The 15685-nt window shown below is 36.6% G+C and carries 16 protein-coding genes; 14 read left to right on the top strand and 2 right to left on the bottom strand.

The genetic code is table 11. The features are described 5' to 3' along the window. Positions 1–12: 12 nt before the first annotated feature. Positions 13–1062, top strand: coding sequence for an MBL fold metallo-hydrolase (locus tag RAH34_RS17235; RefSeq protein WP_114820887.1), 1050 nt, complete (start codon positions 13–15; stop codon positions 1060–1062). A 93-nt stretch (positions 1063–1155) separates the two neighbouring features. Here the strand turns inward: RAH34_RS17235 and RAH34_RS17230 are convergent, their stop codons facing one another. After that, on the bottom strand, positions 1156–1995 hold the full coding sequence (locus RAH34_RS17230; RefSeq protein WP_306596932.1) for a DUF4822 domain-containing protein: 840 nt from the start codon (positions 1993–1995) through the stop codon (positions 1156–1158). A 268-nt stretch (positions 1996–2263) separates the two neighbouring features. On the opposite strand from RAH34_RS17230, the gene RAH34_RS17225 reads away from it, so the two are divergent. The 3 genes from RAH34_RS17225 to RAH34_RS17215 all read left to right on the top strand — a co-directional run bounded on the left by RAH34_RS17225 (position 2264) and on the right by RAH34_RS17215 (position 4691). Next, positions 2264–2977, top strand: a complete 714-nt coding sequence (locus RAH34_RS17225; protein WP_306596931.1) for a DUF434 domain-containing protein — start codon at positions 2264–2266, stop codon at positions 2975–2977. Between the two features lie 3 nt (positions 2978–2980). Further along, positions 2981–3631 carry a hypothetical protein gene (locus tag RAH34_RS17220; RefSeq protein ID WP_306596930.1) on the top strand — a complete coding sequence of 217 codons (651 nt, stop codon included), beginning with the start codon at positions 2981–2983 and terminating at the stop codon, positions 3629–3631. Between the two features lie 274 nt (positions 3632–3905). Next, the gene (locus RAH34_RS17215) at positions 3906–4691 is read left to right on the top strand and encodes a TatD family hydrolase (RefSeq protein WP_306596929.1); all 786 of its coding nucleotides are present in this window, start codon (positions 3906–3908) and stop codon (positions 4689–4691) included. Between the two features lie 52 nt (positions 4692–4743). Here RAH34_RS17215 and deoD read toward each other — a convergent pair whose 3' ends face one another. Next, complete coding sequence (gene deoD / locus RAH34_RS17210; protein WP_306596928.1) at positions 4744–5454, bottom strand: purine-nucleoside phosphorylase; 711 nt, start codon at positions 5452–5454, stop codon at positions 4744–4746. Between the two features lie 253 nt (positions 5455–5707). Here deoD and RAH34_RS17205 point away from each other — a divergent pair, with 253 nt between their 5' ends. The 10 genes from RAH34_RS17205 to RAH34_RS17160 all read left to right on the top strand — a co-directional run bounded on the left by RAH34_RS17205 (position 5708) and on the right by RAH34_RS17160 (position 15635). Then, a complete protein-coding gene (locus RAH34_RS17205) occupies positions 5708–6100 on the top strand; it encodes a VOC family protein (protein ID WP_114820883.1) in 393 nt (130 codons plus the stop codon). A gap of 263 nt (positions 6101–6363) precedes the next feature. Next, entirely contained in the window at positions 6364–6999 is a 636-nt protein-coding gene (locus tag RAH34_RS17200) for a hypothetical protein (RefSeq protein ID WP_306596927.1), read from the top strand. Continuing rightward, complete coding sequence (locus RAH34_RS17195) at positions 6986–7567, top strand: DUF4919 domain-containing protein (protein ID WP_306596926.1); 582 nt, start codon at positions 6986–6988, stop codon at positions 7565–7567. The genes RAH34_RS17200 and RAH34_RS17195 overlap by 14 nt, the downstream gene beginning before the upstream one ends. A gap of 12 nt (positions 7568–7579) precedes the next feature. After that, the gene (locus tag RAH34_RS17190) at positions 7580–8713 is read left to right on the top strand and encodes an AAA family ATPase (RefSeq protein WP_306596925.1); all 1134 of its coding nucleotides are present in this window, start codon (positions 7580–7582) and stop codon (positions 8711–8713) included. Then, positions 8686–9429, top strand: a complete 744-nt coding sequence (locus tag RAH34_RS17185) for a hypothetical protein (protein WP_114820880.1) — start codon at positions 8686–8688, stop codon at positions 9427–9429. Before RAH34_RS17190 ends, RAH34_RS17185 begins: the two co-directional genes overlap by 28 nt. Further along, positions 9420–11798: a hypothetical protein gene (locus RAH34_RS17180; RefSeq protein WP_306596924.1), complete on the top strand. Its 2379-nt coding sequence runs from the start codon at positions 9420–9422 to the stop codon at positions 11796–11798. Before RAH34_RS17185 ends, RAH34_RS17180 begins: the two co-directional genes overlap by 10 nt. After that, complete coding sequence (locus RAH34_RS17175; RefSeq protein ID WP_306596923.1) at positions 11788–13485, top strand: APC family permease; 1698 nt, start codon at positions 11788–11790, stop codon at positions 13483–13485. The genes RAH34_RS17180 and RAH34_RS17175 overlap by 11 nt, the downstream gene beginning before the upstream one ends. After that, positions 13478–14500: a hypothetical protein gene (locus tag RAH34_RS17170; protein WP_114820971.1), complete on the top strand. Its 1023-nt coding sequence runs from the start codon at positions 13478–13480 to the stop codon at positions 14498–14500. The genes RAH34_RS17175 and RAH34_RS17170 overlap by 8 nt, the downstream gene beginning before the upstream one ends. 493 nt (positions 14501–14993) lie before the next feature. After that, a complete protein-coding gene (locus tag RAH34_RS17165) occupies positions 14994–15122 on the top strand; it encodes a hypothetical protein (RefSeq protein ID WP_047428305.1) in 129 nt (42 codons plus the stop codon). Positions 15123–15509: 387 nt separating this feature from the next. Then, a complete protein-coding gene (locus RAH34_RS17160; RefSeq protein ID WP_262510849.1) occupies positions 15510–15635 on the top strand; it encodes a hypothetical protein in 126 nt (41 codons plus the stop codon). The last annotated feature ends 50 nt before the right edge of the window (positions 15636–15685 follow it).

The raw sequence follows: 15685 nt of genomic DNA, 5'->3' as shown, positions 1-15685 counted from the left end.
AAAATTAAATGAATGAAAAGTTTAAAAAAACAGCTGGGACAGTTTCCCGATGAGAAAAGAAAAGAATATTTCAGTACACTGCCCAATTATCTCAACGGACGATTTCAGAATATATTAACAACCCCGGCACTGTTAGAAGGAGAAAGCATGACCAAATTGCTTCTTAAAAGCCTGTGCAAAATAGAAAATACATCACCGAAAACAGCTCTTCCGTATGTAGTGACTGATCTTAAGAATCTTCAGCCGGATGAAAATGTGTTGGTATGGTTCGGACACAGCTCCTATTTCATACAGGTTGACGGAAAGAAATTCCTGATAGACCCGGTTTTCAGTGGTAATGCATCCCCGATGCCCGGTTCTATAAAAGCTTTTCAGGGGGCAGATTATTACAAACCGGAACATATGCCGGATATAGATTTTCTGCTCATCTCCCATGACCATTGGGATCATCTTGATTATAAAACCGTTCAGGAATTAAAAGATAAAGTAGGTAAAGTTATTTGTGGCCTGGGAACCGGACAGCATTTTGAATATTGGGGCTGGAGCTTTGATACCATTATTGAAAAAAACTGGTGGGAAAGTATAGACATTGCAGAAGGCTTCAGGGTTACACTCACTCCCGCAAGACATTTTTCCGGAAGATTGCTGAACCGCAATATCTCACTATGGACTTCTTTTGTTTTAAAAACTCCGACTAAAAATCTGTTTTTAGGAGGTGACAGCGGCTATGGAAACCATTTTGCAGAAATTGGAGAAAAATACGGACCATTTGATTTAGCCGTAATGGAAAATGGACAGTATAACGAAAAGTGGCCTTATATCCATACATTACCGGAGCAATTGATGACCGAAATAAAAGAACTGAAAGCCCAAAACTTTATCCCGGTACACCATTCCAAATTCAGGCTGGCTCAGCATACATGGTACGAACCTTTAGAGTTGGCTTCAAAACATGCAGAAGAAAATAAGGTACCAATAACCCTTCCGATGATGGGAGAAAAAGTCAATCTGGATCAACTGGGAACTACAATCTGGAAAAAATGGTGGGAAGAATACAGATAAATAACTTACCAATAATACATCCTTTTTAATTTTAAAATATAAAGACCTGCCCATCATTGAGCAGGTTTCTTCCTTCTTATCAAAAAATAATCACTACAAAGGCTCCTTATGGTTAACCTTAGTATGAATAATATCGTAAAACACAGATGGGTTACCAGCATCAGGCGTAATTCTGTAAGTAAATGTCGTTTCGTTCAGAACCAGAATATCGACAACGCGTGTAAAAGTAGGAGTGGTAAGGGTTCTCTTCTTTCCATCCGGAGAGATAGACCACGTTCCTTCGGATCTTAACACATCATTTAAACCGAAAATTTTAAAAGTACCGTTGGCTTTGAAGTAAGAATATCCCACAAATCCGGCTACACTCGCATCATTTAACGCAACATTATTCCCACTTTTATCCTTAGCACCAGTAGTTTCCCATGGAGTAGAAGCCAAAGTAAGCTGCCCATTGGCTGGCTCTGCATGAGTGGTTCTTGTGTGGATGATATCATAATAAACTGACTGATCACTGGAATTAGGACGAATTCTGTAAGTGAACTCATTTTTGTTCAAAACAAGAATTTCAACATCACGGGTAAAAATAGTTGTCCCATCCGGGTTTAATGCTGCAATAGTTCTGGTCTTTCCCTGAGCATCTACAGACCATGTTCCCATGGATCTTAATACGTCAGTCAGATTATAAATCGCAAACTTTCCATCTGCTTTGAAATAAGCAAAACCTACATATCCTGCCACGCTGGCATCAGTAAGGGCTACATTGTTTCCACTTTTATCTCTGGCTCCTGTAGTTTCCCATGGAGTAGAAGACAATACCTGTGAGGGGGTCTGTTGTTCAATACTTATTTCATTATCATCATTTGAGCATGAAACAAAAGATGCTGATAACAGTATAGCAGCAGACAGGTAGCATAATTTTTTCAGTGTATTCATAAGGGTATTTTTAAGTCTTTGCAAACTTATTTCTAATAAACATCAATATGTTGTACGAAATATCTCTTTTGTTGTAGAAAACATAACAGATCCCAATTCAGAATGAGAAAAATAATATTATGGGCAAAATTTGCATCAAAAGTACCCGATTCCCATCCTCTGGAGGGGTGGCGAAAATTCAAAGAATTTTTGACGGGGTGGTTTTTAGCATTACCTATTAAAATCAATTTCTTACCATAAAAATTCACCAAAAACTCTATTTTTGAGTATGAATAACAGAAACCGTGGAAAAAATACAGGTGATGACACCTTATTTGGCTCAGAAAAACAGATCAGTAAGCTGAAAATGGCTGTTGAAGACATGCAGTACCTGTTAAGCAGAGAGTATCCGGAAAAAGCGGCTTCAGATCTTGTGGGTAACAGATATAGATTGAAAACCCGCCAGATACAAGCTCTTCGGGGAGCATCAGCATCTATTCAACAGCTTCATAACAGACAGTTAAAGCATGTTGATGCTTCAGATTTAAAAGATAAAACGGTATATCTTGATGGGTTCAATGTTCTTATCTTACTGGAAAGTCTGCTTTCAGAAGCTTATGTTTTTGAAGGATTGGATGGCTGCATCCGAGATCTTTCAGGTGTACATGGAACTTATAAAAGAGTGAATCAAACCTTAAGAGCAGTCGAATTGGTAGCCTCTTTTTACAGGAAAAATCAGATTGATCAACTGGTATGGATATTTGATAAACCGGTTTCCAACAGTGGAAGAATCAAACAGATTATTCTGGAATTTGCCGAAGAATATCATCTTAACTGGGAGGCAGATCTGCAATACAATCCGGATAAATTCCTGGCAGAAAGTTCTGCAACCGTTATTTCCTCAGATGCCTGGATTCTGGATCATTGTAAAGAATGGTTTAATCTGATCAGCTACCTGATCACAGAAGAACGACTTCCTGCTAATCTGATCAAAATGACGTAAAATATGAATATGTTCGAACCTTATATTGCCCTGTTTTCCGAACCATGGAAAGATCAATACAAAGCTCTTTTAGCAAAAGAACATCTCGAAAACCTGGAGAAAAATATTCACAGATTTAAAGAAGGAATCTTAGATTGGGATTTTCCCTATTTTAATGAAGAAATAAAGATCAACAGACAGGAAAGCTTTGAAAAATTCTTGAAAATTCTTGATGATAATGATTCAGATGAGGTAAAAGTTCAACTTCTGGAAGCAATTCCTTTTGAGCATTGGCTGAATGTTTTGGGACAAAGACTTACCTCTGCCAGCATCCGTGATGAAAATGCTGTTCCGCCATTGAAAGCAATACTGATCAATGCCTGTAAAGAACCATTCAACAATGAAATTACCATTGCACAAAGAGCCTGGGAAAAGCATATTGGAAGAATGGATGATGATTTCTGGGGAGAAATAAAAGGAAATAACCAACAGAAGCAGGAAAAAGTAATGGCAAAAATCAATGATATTTTTGATCATAAAACCTGGTGGAATGTTTTCTTCCATTACAAGCATGGGTTGGTTTTTGAAGTTCGGGAAAAAGAAGGCCATGGAATCCGCTGGAGCCACGGAGGAACAAAGCTGATCGGTTTTCTCGAAAAATTTATCAACGAATAAGTTATCCACAAACATCTGCGCCATCTGTGAAATCCGTGGGAAAATAAAAACGCTCGCAGATTATGCAGATTATGCAGATTTTTTAATCTTAAAAGTATTTTGTCTTTTTACTTTTCTTCTTTTTAACTGCGTAAAAACATTGCGCACCATGCTTCTAGTTTTGCAGACAAGAAACAGAAGCTATGAATCAATCAGAACAAAAATTTTCTAACAGAATTCTGCCAGTTTCCATTTTATATTCAGAAATTAACATCGAATAAAAAGTAAAAAATATATGAACACTTATATTGATATTGGCATTAATCTGACCAATAAACAGTTCTATAACGAACACGAAGAAATTATTAACCGCGCTTTGGACGAGGGTGTTGAACATATGATTCTCACCGGAACCAGTATACGTGGAAGCAGAGAGTCGGCGGAAATTGCAGAAGAATATCCCGAAATTTTATTTTCAACAGCCGGAATTCATCCCCATGATGCCAAATCTTTTAATGAACAAAGTATTGATGAGCTCAGAAAACTATTAAAGCAGGATCATGTGATTTCCGTAGGAGAGTGCGGTCTTGACTTTGACCGTGATTTCTCCCCGAGATCTCTGCAGGAAAAATGTTATCAGGCACAGCTGGAACTCGCCGTAGAAACAAATAAACCCCTTTTTCTTCATGAAAGATCCGCATTTAAAAGGTTTAATGAAATCACAGATAACTATCTTTCAAAGCTACCTGAAGCCGTTGTACACTGCTTTACCGGAACCTTGAATGAGGCAAAGACCTATCTGGATAAAGGATTTTATTTAGGATTTACAGGCGCTATCAGTGATGAGAAAAGATTTAAACACCTTGAAGACGTTATAAAATATACACCTCTTGACCGGATGATGATTGAAACAGACGCCCCTTTTATGCTTCCGAAGAATATGCCGAGAATACATAACAGACGAAATGAACCTTCATTCTTACCTTATGTAGCACAAACCGTTGCCCATCTGAAGAAGATCAGCATTTCTGAAGTGGCAGATGAGACTACAGAAACTGCCAGAAATTTTTTCAGACTATAAAAAAGAGCTCTACTGATGAAGTAAAGCTCTTTTTTTATAATGAATTGAGTTCTTACAAACTTTTTATAGCCGATTCCAAAGCCAGTTCCATCATAGGATTCAAAGCTGTTTCTCTTTCATCGGCAGAGATTTTTTCGTGGGTAGGAATAATATCCGTTACCGTAAGAATAGTTGCTGCATTTTTTCCTAAATGCTGGGCATTGGCAAATAAACCAAAAGCTTCCATTTCTACTGCAGGACAGTTATATTTGGTAGCAATTTCCGGAGTGTTAGGATCTTTTCTGTAGAAAATATCACTACTGTGGATATTGATGGCTTTAGCATTCAAAGATAAATCTTTAGCCGTTTCATTAATGGTGTTAAAGATATTCCCCTGGTGAGAAAGGATTTCTTCTTCAATTCCCCATGCATATTTAGCGTACGTACTTTCGCTGGCTGCTTTATCAATATTTAAAATATCAAAAAGTTGAAGATCTGTATTGTAAGCACCACAAGTTCCGATTCTGATGATCGTATCTACTTCATATTCTGTAAATAACTCAAAAGAATAAATTCCGATACTTGGAAAACCCATACCACTTGCTCCTACAGTGATTTCTTTCCCTTTATAAAGTCCTGTATAATAAAAAATACCTCTGGTTTTGCTTACCAGTTTAGCATTTTCTAAATAATTTTCAGCAATATACTGTGCACGAAGCGGATCCCCCGGCTGCAATACTACTTTAGCAATTTCTCCTTTTTTTGCACTGATGTGAATACTCATAATGTTTTTTTGAATGCGACAAAGATAATAACTTTTAGTTTGTTTCTCTAATTACGAAAATGGAAACAATGAAACGACCTCTTATTAATAAAATATATAAGATGTTATTAATAAGTGCTTTAAATAATATTTTTAATAAAGTCCTTTGTATAATCCAAAACCTCACCTTGTAAATACAGAACAACAAAATAATAAAATAGAGCGGGTATAGTGAAAGCAGTCCGGCTACTTTTGCAGAAGTAAAAATCTTAAAATGAAAATCGAACATATTGCCATCTGGGTGAAAGATCTTGAAAAATCCAGAGCATTTTATCAGAAATATTTCGGAGCGGTTTCTAATGAAAAATACCATAATCCTGTTAAAAATTTTCAATCCTATTTTTTAAGTTTTGAAAATGGCTGCCGTCTTGAAATCATGACCAGACCGGATATCAAAGAAAGCGAAAACTCTTATGAATCCCAGCAGTATGGAATTATTCATCTTGCATTCTCTGTGGATAACAAACAAAAAGTAGATGAACTTACAGAAATATTGAGAAAAGACGGATATAAAGTAGCCGGCGAACCCCGTACTACGGGAGATGGCTATTACGAAAGCGTGATTCTTGATCCTGAAAATAATATCATCGAAATCGTATCCCAGTAAGTCATTGCGAGGAGCTTTAGCGCCGAGGCGATCTTTAGTAGTAATGAATACGTAATTTCAAACCTTATAGGTTTTTAAAACCTATAAGGTTTAGATTGTAAGATTTTCTTGCACCGTAAAAACGGCATAATACTTATAACCTTTGCATCTTTGCGTTTTCCAACACTTTAATTCCATATTTAACAAGAATCTTCCTCACAAAAATTTTATTCTCAGCGAAATAATTTTATTTTTGTTAGATCATGGAAACCAAGTCACCGTTTTTGGACACAATCTTTTTGCTTCGTAAGGAAGAATGTATTACTCTTTTTTCAAACTTACAGCAAATTTCCCCTCAGGAAGAGGCGGAAGCAGGAGATTATTTTGAAACAGAATTTGAAAAAGAACGACTTGAGTTTTTGTCTGATCAATTTACTTGCAGCAAAGAAACTGCTGTTTGGGCTGCCAAAGTGCTCTACCATAGCGCACAACTCTACCTCATCAGAGAAAATACAGAAAAAAATATTGAAAATCTTGTTCCCGGATTCAAAGGAATCCGGGATATTCCTTCTATCTTATCTGCTGACTTATCACTGAGATTTTTACCACAGGTCATCGTTGCATTACATACAATTGATCCTGAAGATCCACTGATTGCTATGCTGGAAAATATTCTGATGCAGTTTCACTATTCCGGAATAGGATACGATCTTGACTTGAGGAATGTGAACTGGCAGGAAGAACTGAATGACAACACGTACAGAAAACTCTACCTGGAAAGAATTGTTGAAAAAAGAGATTATAAACTGGCGGAAATTCCGTTTATCAATAAAATACTAATAGCCGAATTCGGAATGCACAAAGAGGCATTCTGGCGGGAACTAAAAACTATAACCGAAGACCACAATGAAAGCATATGAGAAAGTATTTGAATTTTTAACTGACCCTACAAAAGAAACATTCCTGAAATGCCGTGAACTGGTGATTCATAATCCGCAATATGATCCCTATTCGGAAGATATTGAAAACATGCAGGATTTATTAAATGAAGGAAAATTTGAAGAGGTTATACAATATGTTAATGTCAACATTCTACTGAGTCCCAGAGCGCATATCTGTAAATATTTTGCTTACAAAGAATTGGGGGACGACAAAGGAAGGAATATTGAAATGACCATAGCACAGCTTATTTTTGAATGCCTTGAAAAAACTGGAGACGGAACCAAAGATTCTCCTTATATGATCACAAGAATTTCCGATGAAAGAGATCTGATCAGGCATCACTTCAATAAACAGGATGTATCACAAAGTCTGATCAAAGATGGAGATCGAATTATGGATGCACTCACACTGGATGACGGAACACAGCTGTATTTCGATATCAGAGTACCTTATCAGAGACTGGCTTTTTCATTTAATAAAAGAAATGGACAGGCAGAAAGTAAAGAAGAAGAGAAAATCCTGAAGAAAAAGTGGTGGAAATTTTAATTTTTTAAATCAATGAACCAGAATATCAATCAGCTTAATACAGTCCTTACCTATGTGAAAGATACTTTTGTAGGTAAAAATGATGTCATAGATCTGTTGGGAATATGCCTGCTGGCAAGAGAAAATGCCTTTTTGTACGGACCCCCGGGCACTGCAAAATCTGCAATTGTCAGAACGCTGGCTAAAACAGTGAAAGACGGAAATAATTTTGAATATTTATTAACCCGCTTTACAGAACCGAACGAAATTTTCGGACCTTTTGATATAAGAAAACTGAAAGAAGGTGAGCTCCTTACCAATACAGAAGGAATGATGCCTGAAGCCTCTATGGTCTTTTTTGATGAGATCTTCAATGCCAACTCAGCTATTTTAAATTCACTTCTGACAGCTCTCAACGAAAAAATATTTAAAAGAGGTAAAGAAACCAAACATCTTCCTGCACTGATGTTTGTAGGAGCTAGTAATGTTCTTCCGGAAGATGAAGCATTGAACGCCTTATTTGACCGTTTTCTGGTAAGAATTAATGTAAATTACGTGAATCCTGAACTCTTACAACAGGTACTTTTGGCAGGAAGAAAACTGGAAATCCAGGAGGAAACGAACATTCCGGAAATCCATGCTGACGAAATCAGACAGCTTCAGAGCTTGTGCAAAACAATAGATCTTAAACCCATTTATGAAGTCTATCTGAATACCATCATCAGCCTCAGAAATACCGGGATTGCCATTTCAGACCGTAGAGCGGTGAAACTTCAGAACCTGATTGCTGCAAGCGCTCTGATCTGCGGAAGAAAAGAAGCTGTACTTTCTGATTTGTGGGTTTTGAAACATATCTGGGATACAGAAGAACAGATTGAAATTCTGGAAGGAATTATCAACAGAACGATCGAGAAAGATGATCATCCGGCTTCTCATCCACAGGCTATGCAAAACAAAACTCCCAATCCCGAAGAAGTCATGAAAGACGTGAAAATTCTTGTGGAAAAATGGAATGAAGGAACACTGAGCTTTGAAGAACAGAATGTAATTAAAGATAAACTGAGATACCTGCAGACGCGTTGCGACTGGATCAGGAATACGGAACAGAAGCAGTATATCCAGCAAGAAATTGAAAGCTTATGGCAGAAGATCCTTCAAAGCGTTTAAAAGAATTTCGGGCGGAAATTCCCCGTAATGATGAAGATTTTCTGGGCTCAATCAGAGACTGGCAAAATATTCAGTTTGCTGTAGATGATGATACAATCTGGCTGAAAGGCTTTACTGAAGAACAGGCCGCTGCCTCAGAATTACAACAGTTGCCGGATTTTATTTTATACGAACTTCGTGATGGGCTTTTATTCAGAAAAGAGGCCTTGGTTCCCCATAAAAAAATGAGAACAGCATTACTCTGGATTCCTATCAACAAAGCATTGCAGCTTAGCCTGCCTCCTTCGAACCAAAATTATTTTGGAATTCAGGAACAGGTTCAGATACAACTAAAAGAAAGTAATGAAGAACAGCCGGTGATTGCCTTACTTAGCAATATTGATGATATTAAAGAAAATATTGTGGCACTGCCCAAATTTAAACTTGAAAATATACAATGGACTTTGCTGGGAGATAAAGCCCTGTTTGTAGGTGTTCCCCTGCTAAGCTTACCCGGAAAAACCTATTGGACTAAAGACAGACATTTGCTGCCTGCAGGTCTGGATTTTGAATTTAAAAATGTAAGCCCACTGTTGCAGCAGAAATATAATAAAGAGCAGGAAGGGTGGCTGTTATGGGATGAAAATGGGAACTGTATTTTAATAAAAAATGCCGATTTCCGTGCTTTGTCCGTAAGCTCATTCCGCCTTACCGAAAAATCAAGAGAATGGAACTAAATACTTACTTCCAATCCTACGAAAATTACTTTTGGGAATGGAAAACAGATGAAGATGTTCCCGGAGATTCCGGTTATCATGATCATAATCTCCTCTCGGTACCGGGAGTAGGTGCCATTGCTTACAGACCCTATGTCATGGAGATTTTAAATTATCTTCAGCCCGTAGGATGGCCTCCTTTCGGGGCATTGCTTATGGTTTTGTATGCAATGCAGGACGGCTATACTGATTTTGCGGGCCCGTTAAGACGTACAGCAGAGTTTTATAGTGGAGAAGATTTTGAATTCAATGTGGAAAAACAAATTGAATTTCTTGAAAAAATTAAAGAACTTCCCAAAGCCTATAAACAGAGACAGAACAGAATTGTACTGCTGCAGACTCTTTTTGAAAACGGGCACAACAGATTGTCCCCAAGCCTTTCCGATGGTTTCCTGAGATTCTATTATAAAAGACCGCATGAACTTGCTTCCAGTGCAGAAAAACATGATGATGGGTCATCAGCTTTAAACAAAGATTTAAGTGCTTTGAACCTGAACGAAAAGTTCCCTACGGTACAAGCCATCATTGAAGCCATGAAAGGATTGATGCATGAGCCAGAGCTATATGATGAGGTCGTAGAAGAAGAAACAACGGCAGATTCCACTAAAGATTTTATCAAAGAATTAGAGGATGAACCCAAGACTTTTCAGGTAGGAAGCCTGATCAAAAGAATCTGGAGCGGTCTTAAAATTCCAATGCGTCATCTCTCACCAGGTGAACAGCCTATCGGAGGAATTTCTGATATAACTAACAAAGGCGATTTTCACAGGATGCTTATTTCCGAATTTGCAAGTGAAGATGAGGTTTTTATGAATCGAGTAGTCAACAACGAAGCACTTTATATTCAAAGAGAAATTCCGCCTGAAGAGAATATTTTTGAAAGAATTATCTTAATAGATACCTCCCTTAGAAACTGGGGGACACCAAAAGTATTGGCTTATGCTTCTGCAATAGCTGTTATTAAACATCCAAAAGCCCATTCAGAATGTAAAGTTCTTGCTTTGGGACAGGCGGCGACTCCTATTGCGCTGAACAAAGTGGAAGATGTGGTGGAAAATCTTAATCAGGTAAGTGCCGTTCTGGAAGTTTCGGACGCACTGGAAAAGTTTTTTAATGAATACCGTTCAGAAAAAGATATTGAAGTTTTCTTCATTACCCATCAGGATAATATGGCTGATGAGGAAATTCAGAGGGTTGTACATCAGAACAGGAATCAGCTGAAATTTTTAGTAACAACGGCTTCCGATGGGGAGATCAATTTTTACAAACACCATAAAGGAGCAAGAAAGCATATCCAGAAAATAAAACTTCCACTGCAGGAGCTGTGGGCCAATCCGCCCCAGCAAAAACAATCCACTCAGAACTTCAACGGAAAGAAAACTGATCTTCCGCAAAACTATCCGATTTTATTCCCAACACCTGTTAATAAGATTGCTAAATTTTTATATGATGGAGAATTTTTTATTCTGAGTTCAAAAAAACAATTGCTGAAAACGTATCTTTCCGATAATTATTATGACAGACACTCCTATGATTATTATAAAACCCATCATGGCTGTGAAGTGCTCTTTGATAAGATCTCTATAAAGCCGAAAGGACAGTTTGCTCTTGCAAAAAACAGACAGCAGCATTTTATTCTGTGTCAGTATCAGTCTGTTCAGAAATTAGTTTCAAAGATTAATCTTAACACCGGAGAATATTCTGAGCAGAACCTTACAGGAATGAATATTCCCGAATATTACCGGTTGATTTATTTTGGCCGGAGCTTTTATCTGTATCATCCGGACAATGTTACCCATTACAAAATCAATATTGACGGGAATATTTCTGTGCAGCCTACGACCGGAAAAGAAGAAAGATTTGAAAAAAATATCATAAAAGCCGAAGCTGAGGTCGCCAAGCTGAAAAAAAGCGGATTGAGGATAATCAATAATTTCAATAAAATAGGAATTAACCAGAATGAAAACCTTGTTGTTTCCGGGAGTGAGCTGTACAGTGCCTCCGAAAACACACTTAATTTTTCTAAAAACAAATATGATATCAGAGTTTCCGCAGAACAGAATAAAAATAAATTCACATTTCCTGATGGAAGTGAGATTATTACTGATTCAAGGGGAATGCTGACTTTCAGAAGCAGCAACAAGAGTATTGAGGAGTTCTTTATTCCGTCCACACTGGGTGGTTTTCTCTCGTTGGCTACCTATACGGAATTTGGAGGATCAGAATATTATCTTCCGGAACACGCCCTGTTGAAAGTAAAAACAATGGATGATATGTATGACAGGTTTTTAAAACCTTTTATAGAACAGATTTTGGATTATGGAGCTTAGAATAAAACCTTTCCCGAAAAATACTTATCCCCAAAAAGGACTTTTAATCAGGGGATCTTCACCTGTGGTATGGCTTCAGGAAATGGAAATGCTTGGGATCAGCTTAAGTCAGGTAAAATCTTTTGCGATTCCGGCAGATCATCCCCATGTGCTGTACGGTTGCTTTCTCATTTTTAATGATCATGCTCCGCATGAAATAGGCAGAAATGCTTACTTTCAAAGTGTGGACGACAGGCTTTTTATTCCTGAAAATACAACCTTCTATCCCAAAATAAATCCTGAAGACTGGACACAACTTGATTGCCGTTTTCTGATTATGCATCCCGAATTCGGATGGGTAAAACTGTCTGATGAAATCGACTGGACCGCATTGATTCAACAGCCGGGATCGATAACTGAAAGTATCCGTAAACCACTGAATGGCGTTTCAATTCCTCAAAAAATAGAAAGCTATACGGTGGAAATAGATGATGAAAAAGTATTGGAAGCATTACAGCCCAAACAAACCGAAGAAGAATGGATGAAAGATCTGCCATTTGATCTTAAAAAAGTAATGTCAGGAAATAAAAAGGAAATAGAAAAATACTTAAAATATATAGAAAAATACCCCGAAAGAGCTGTTGAATTAGGTGTTTCCCTGGATGTAATGGGAACTTCCAGAGGAGATGGTTTTGGTAAATTTACATGGCTTGAAGGACTGTTTGGTGGTGGCACAGGAGGGAAAAAAGAAAGTGCAGGAACCAGAAATTTTCGCAGAGTATTTTGGGGGATCATTGTTGCGGCCATTGTTTTAAAGATAGCATTACCTGCAGATAATAGTAGTTCAGAACAGGAATCAAACACGAGTTCATCTGGAACTATTGTAGACAATGCCATAAAAGAGTCTTCGGATATGATAGCTTTCCAGTCCGGAACTTCGGAAATTGACCTTAAGATAGATTCAATGTACCATCAGCAGAGAAAAGCATTATCCAAAGAGGTTGTTAAGGGGCGAATCTCAAAATTCAAAACAAAAGAAGATAATGAGAACTATAAAAAAACGGGAGGAAGAAACGTAAGTGAAATAGGAAGAGACATAGAGAATCTTGTTAATAAAGAAAAACAGAGCAGAGATTCCCTAAAAAGTATTTATACTAAAAAAATTACAAAACATCTTGAACAGAAAAATGAAAATCTGAAACGTAAAATTTCAGATTCTTTAAAGCAATACACTAAAGGGAAACCAGTGAATGGTGATGTTGTAAAATATCTTCTGAAAAAGAAGAAAGCCCTGATGGCGGATTCATTAGGAAAACTTTACGGTACGCTGGATATCGTAGATCCTTCTTCTGCGTCCATTGACAAATCGAAAGTAAAAGGTTTGGGTACAGACGGAACTTCTTTAGAAAAAAAGGCCCCGGTTTCCGATATTCTGTATATGGTAATTCTGATGATTGCCGGAGTAGGATTGTATTCATTTCTGTTTAAAAATAAATCATTAAACCTTGGCGGTGATTATGTACCTGGCTGGGTGAAATTTATTTTAATAACCATTCTTGTAGCGATGCTGGTATATTTATTTTACCCGCTGGTAGAAATGTTTGGATACAACTGGTTTGTATGGATTCTGGTAATTTGTGTACTGTTACTCCTTTATCGTCTGTTTAGAGAAGATAAAACCATTTTAAACTCAGATGATGATGAATAAACAGAAATTTATAGACAAATTCATGGCGGCATTCGTGCTGTTGGCCATGTTTAAGATTGTCGGAATTGTAGCCCAGTTATTCCATGAAAGTTTCTGGAGTGTTATCGGAACATTAGGAGTTTTCTTAATTGTGGCTTTTATCATTCTCCTTGTGATTACTTCTTTAAAAGACAAAGAACAAAACGACAGAAATTCAGCCGGAAAAAAAGGCCGGGGAAGCAGCAGTTTTTATCTGGAAAATTCACTTTTCGACAGGATCCGGAGCAAATATGAAGAACTTGCCGAAAAATACATTGCCGAAAAAGACTATAAAAAAGCAGCGAGAGTCTATATGAATCTTCTGCATGACAACTACAGAGGAGCAAAGACCCTGGAAAATGGGGGATTCTACAATGAAGCAGCAGTTGTATACCTTAAAAAACTCAATAATAAATCCGATGCTGCAGCCTGCTATGAAAAAGCAAAACAACATAAGAAAGCCATTGACCTTTACAAAGAAATGGAACAGAAAGAAAAGGTAGGAGATCTTTATAAAGAAATCAACGATCTTAAAAATGCCCATTATTATTATCAGATAGTAGCGGACGATTATGTGAAAAACAACCAGATGGTAAAAGCTTCTTTGGTGTACCGTAAAAAAATGGAGCAGCCAAAAGATGCTCAGAAGGTTCTAATGAAAGGATGGGAAGAAGATAAAGATGCTTTCAATTGTTTGAATAACTACTTTGCCAATATCTTTGACATTAAAAAATTAGAATCTGAAATTCTGAATTTATATGAAAACACTCCAGCTTATAAAAAGATTACTTTTCTGGAAGCGATAAAATATGAATTTAAAAAAGATCCGAAGCTGCATGCAGCAACCAGAAAAATAGCCTACGAAATCATTGCAGAAAAAGTAAACACCCATTCTGAAATTGTAAACGAACTGAAATTTTTTAATCCTGATGACGCAGTGATTTTGAAAGATATTTCAAGATTTAAGACAGGAAGAAATAAAATGTTTAGAAATTAAATATGTAAAGATTGAATAATTTAAAAATTAAATAAAACGTCTGCTTCATCAAATCAATTCGTAATTGATTCTTCTTAGCTCCCTAAAATAAGAAACTCCTGAAATTAAAACTTTGCGTTGAAGATAACATAATAATTTTGTTTTGTTGGAAAATTGCAAAGTCGCAAAGATTTTCAGTAAGTATATAATAAAAAAGTTATTTATATACAATTTACATTAATCCTGCTATCCTCTGTCATTCTGAATGTAACGCAGTGAAATGAAGAATCTAAGCTTTACATGGGATTCTTCCTTCGTCAGAATGACAATGGTGTAAATTTGTATTAGTTGTCATAAAAAATAAAAAGTATTTAATTTTATCGCAATTAAAATCCTTGCGCCTTATAACCATTTTTTTGATGTCATATTGCGCCTTTGCATGCTGAAAACCTTCCCGAGATTGTGAATATTATAAAATAATATTAAAAAAGATTTATCTTTGCACCAGAAAATTATGACAATACAAAGAGCACATATCAATGCAGAACTATTCGAAAGTCCTTCTAATAAAGGATTATTCGGATATGATGAGGTGATATGGAATGAGGCGAAATGTGCTGACTTTGGAAATTATTTACTATAAACCTGTAAAAAATTAATCAAAATACAACAGAAACGCCTCGGAAAACCGAGGCGTTTTTTGTTTTTTAGGTCAGAAATTATTTAGAATGAAAAAAAATAACCATAAACATGAAAAATTTTTAATCAACAATGAAACTTTAATACGATAAAATAGAGTGATAAGCAACCCGGTGAGAGACAGTCATTTAGGTAATTAAGATATCTGCAAAATATTGCGGACGGAAATTCTCTATTCTAAATTTAATGCGTAATTAACTGATTTTCAAGGTTTTAATTTGAAAATTTATTTGCAGATTCGAAAAATTCATATTTACTTTGCAACCGAAAATTGAAAGCAACAGGTTTTCAGGATTCATTTAAAAATAATTTAGAAACAAACAAAAATAAAATGAAACAGTTACACAACATATTCAATCAATATTCAAGACTATTCGGACAGGAGCCGACAGGTGTTGCGTGTATTCTTGAAAGTGGAATTGTGGATAAAAGGTGCTTATATACGTGGGTCATTTAATGATCTCTTACGTTTAAATAGATGAAGCGCCTCCCGAAAAGAGGCGCTTT

Source organism: Chryseobacterium sp. WLY505 (genome assembly GCF_030846215.1).
Taxonomy (GTDB): domain Bacteria; phylum Bacteroidota; class Bacteroidia; order Flavobacteriales; family Weeksellaceae; genus Chryseobacterium.
The sequence above is the reverse complement of the archived record's forward strand: the minus strand, read 5'-3'. Positions and strand labels throughout refer to the sequence as shown.

Excerpts from the sequence above, each read along its gene's own strand:
- RAH34_RS17205 (WP_114820883.1), top strand. The coding sequence starts at position 5,708 with ATGAAAATCGAACATATTGCCATCTGGGTGAAAGATCTTGAAAAATCC.
- RAH34_RS17225 (WP_306596931.1), top strand. The coding sequence starts at position 2,264 with ATGAATAACAGAAACCGTGGAAAAAATACAGGTGATGACACCTTATTT.
- RAH34_RS17235 (WP_114820887.1), top strand. The coding sequence starts at position 13 with ATGAAAAGTTTAAAAAAACAGCTGGGACAGTTTCCCGATGAGAAAAGA.
- RAH34_RS17180 (WP_306596924.1), top strand. The coding sequence starts at position 9,420 with ATGGAACTAAATACTTACTTCCAATCCTACGAAAATTACTTTTGGGAA.
- RAH34_RS17165 (WP_047428305.1), top strand. The coding sequence starts at position 14,994 with ATGACAATACAAAGAGCACATATCAATGCAGAACTATTCGAAAGTCCT.
- RAH34_RS17185 (WP_114820880.1), top strand. The coding sequence starts at position 8,686 with ATGGCAGAAGATCCTTCAAAGCGTTTAAAAGAATTTCGGGCGGAAATT.
- RAH34_RS17195 (WP_306596926.1), top strand. The coding sequence starts at position 6,986 with ATGAAAGCATATGAGAAAGTATTTGAATTTTTAACTGACCCTACAAAA.
- RAH34_RS17190 (WP_306596925.1), top strand. The coding sequence starts at position 7,580 with ATGAACCAGAATATCAATCAGCTTAATACAGTCCTTACCTATGTGAAA.
- RAH34_RS17215 (WP_306596929.1), top strand. The coding sequence starts at position 3,906 with ATGAACACTTATATTGATATTGGCATTAATCTGACCAATAAACAGTTC.
- RAH34_RS17170 (WP_114820971.1), top strand. The coding sequence starts at position 13,478 with ATGAATAAACAGAAATTTATAGACAAATTCATGGCGGCATTCGTGCTG.
- RAH34_RS17220 (WP_306596930.1), top strand. The coding sequence starts at position 2,981 with ATGAATATGTTCGAACCTTATATTGCCCTGTTTTCCGAACCATGGAAA.
- RAH34_RS17175 (WP_306596923.1), top strand. The coding sequence starts at position 11,788 with ATGGAGCTTAGAATAAAACCTTTCCCGAAAAATACTTATCCCCAAAAA.
- RAH34_RS17160 (WP_262510849.1), top strand. The coding sequence starts at position 15,510 with ATGAAACAGTTACACAACATATTCAATCAATATTCAAGACTATTCGGA.
- RAH34_RS17230 (WP_306596932.1), bottom strand. The coding sequence starts at position 1,995 with ATGAATACACTGAAAAAATTATGCTACCTGTCTGCTGCTATACTGTTA.
- deoD (WP_306596928.1), bottom strand. The coding sequence starts at position 5,454 with ATGAGTATTCACATCAGTGCAAAAAAAGGAGAAATTGCTAAAGTAGTA.